Source organism: Catenulispora rubra, from assembly GCF_015356825.1.
GTDB lineage: Bacteria > Actinomycetota > Actinomycetes > Streptomycetales > Catenulisporaceae > Catenulispora > Catenulispora rubra.
The window spans coordinates 1-2,255 of sequence record NZ_JAACYW010000576.1 but is presented as its reverse complement, the minus strand read 5'-3'; the positions used below and the strand labels follow the sequence as shown (position 1 = coordinate 2,255).

Below are 2,255 nucleotides of genomic sequence, written 5' to 3'. Positions count from 1 at the left end.
CCGCGTCGGTCGGCGGTGGTGGGGGCGGGGCGTCCGTCATCGGCACAGGATACGGAGGGCGATGACGTTGTGTCATCGTCCTGCGGGTTCGGTATCTCGGCCGATCTCGGGCGGGCGGTACCTGCCGGTCGTCCGGTCTGACGACCGGACGACCGGGGCGCTTTCGCTTTGTCAGCCCGGGACTGCGTAGGTGTAGTGATCGGCCGCGCTGATCGCGCTGGTGTCGACGTCGGTGGAGACCCTGACGTCGACGGTGAAGGCCAGGTTCGGCCGGAGCGCCTTGCTTCCCGCTGCTGTCATATAGGAGCTGATCGGTGGTGCGATGGCGGTGATCTGCGTGGGCGAGTCCAGCGTGTACGACGCCGCCACGCCGCCGAACGACACGCGGAACGTGCCGGGGAACCGGATGCCGGTGATCGTGACGGTGGTGCCGCCGAGGTAGATGCCCACGTACGGGCTCACCGAGGTGATCACCGGTACCGGGGAGAAGAACGTGAACTGGTCGGCGGTGGTGGCCGGGCTGATGCCCGCGGCGGTCGTGACGGTCACGTCGACGGTGCCGTTGGTCTGCGCCCGGGTCACCGCGGTGACCTGCGTGTCGGAGTCCACGGTGAACGCGGAGGCCGCCGTCCCGCCGAAGTAGACCGCGGTGGTGCTGGACAGGTTGGTGCCGGTGATCGTCACCACGGTGCCGCCGCTTGATACGCCGCCGGACGGGCTCAGGCCGGTGATCAGGGACAGGGACTCCGGATCGGTGAGCCTGTCGGTGAGCTTCTCGGTGGACTTGGCGTAGTCGGCGACGGAGGCCGGCACGCGCATGGTGGCCGCATGCGCCGGCGATGCCGCCGCCGCGCCGGCCAACCCGGCGACGGCCAGCGCGAACGCGGCGGCGCCCGACGTCAGTCGTCGTCGGGTCTTCCTCAGCTTGGACAGCACTGCTTGATCCCCTCCCGATGGTCGCTGAATCAGAGCACGAACACTCTCCAGGTGTACCGCGGCTACGGCTGCCTGTCGTGGAGAGGGAACACGTAGCGCCCGGCCGGCGTGTGAGCCCAGGGGCAACAGCCAGGGCTTCCTCGATACACGGGCGCCGACCGGTGGGCAATCGGCGCATAGTGAATCAGAATACTGATGAACCGTTCGGTTCGAAGCAAGTGCGAAGCTCCCTCCAGGAAGAGGTAGAGGCACATGCACAGTCTCAAGGCACTCGTCGTGGCGGCGGCCGTCGCCGTGCTGACCACGGCGACGGTGATCGGGACCGCTTCGGCGGCCGCACCGGTCGGCGTCCTCACCTTCGGCGCCCCGGGTCCCGGCGGCCCCAACATCCCGGCCGGCCAGGTCCTGACCGGCAACCTCCAGCCCGGCACCAACGCCACCTTCTACACCACCCCCGGCGGCCCCGTGGGCACCACCTGCTCGGTGTCGAACATCGGCGTGCAGGTCCTGAACAATCCGGCGGCACCCGGAGTCGCGGTGACCAAGCTGGTCGCCCTCGGCTTCGGCTCCTGCGTCTCCACCATCCCCGGATCGACCGTGCTGAGCGTGACGGAGAACAACCTCCCGAACAACAACGTCCTGTTCAACGACGCGGCCGGCTTCCCCGTCCAGGTCGTCCCGGCCGGCGCCCCGGTCCAGCTCACCATCGTCGAGTCCGTCCCCGGCGCCATCTTCAACTGCGTATGGCGACCAGGCGGCGCCATCAACCAGGGGAACTACGCAAACCCCGGAAACCAGCTGATCGTCACCAACCAGAAGATCCAGCTCATAGCCGGCCCCGCCGGCCCCTGCGGCGGCCCACTCCAGTTCCTGTCCTTCACCTACCAGCCCCTGCTGGACTCGAGCATCGCCGGAACCCCACCGGTCTTCGTGAACTAACCACACTGCCGACAGGCGCTAATGGCAAGGGCCCTGAAACCCAACGCGGCCGCTGCGGGAGCTCCTCCGCGGCGGCCGTGTTGGTGAGCGAGCGCTGATCGAGGACGAAAACACAAAACCCCTGGCCAGTCGAGCTGCCAGGGGTTTGACTACGGGTGCGCCGCCAGGGACTTGAACCCCGAACCCGCGGATTAAGAGTCCGCTGCTCTGCCTATTGAGCTAGCGGCGCCTGATCTTTCCGGTGTCGCGTTGACGGGTGAAACATTAGCAGACCACCTGCCGTGGCCCGAAATCGTTAACCGGGCGTCGGGGGTTCGGCCACGTCGTGGCCACCGTGGGGGTTGCGGGGGGTGTAACAGGGCCGTTGCCGAGTTATTACC

At 67.8% G+C, this 2,255-nt stretch carries 2 protein-coding genes and 1 tRNA gene; 1 reads left to right on the top strand and 2 read right to left on the bottom strand.

The window, feature by feature from the left end:
* Positions 1 to 171: 171 nt before the first annotated feature.
* A complete protein-coding gene (locus tag GWK61_RS54165; protein WP_194922224.1) occupies positions 172 to 936 on the bottom strand; it encodes an IPT/TIG domain-containing protein in 765 nt (254 codons plus the stop codon).
* 252 nt (positions 937 to 1,188) lie between these two features.
* On the opposite strand from GWK61_RS54165, the gene GWK61_RS54160 reads away from it, so the two are divergent.
* Positions 1,189 to 1,875 (top strand): hypothetical protein, encoded by a 687-nt coding sequence (locus tag GWK61_RS54160; protein WP_194922223.1) that lies wholly within the window; start codon positions 1,189 to 1,191, stop codon positions 1,873 to 1,875.
* A gap of 156 nt (positions 1,876 to 2,031) precedes the next feature.
* Here GWK61_RS54160 and GWK61_RS54155 read toward each other — a convergent pair.
* A tRNA-Lys gene (locus GWK61_RS54155) sits at positions 2,032 to 2,104 on the bottom strand.
* Positions 2,105 to 2,255 lie beyond the last annotated feature (151 nt).

Excerpts from the sequence above, each read along its gene's own strand:
- GWK61_RS54160 (WP_194922223.1), top strand. The coding sequence starts at position 1,189 with ATGCACAGTCTCAAGGCACTCGTCGTGGCGGCGGCCGTCGCCGTGCTG.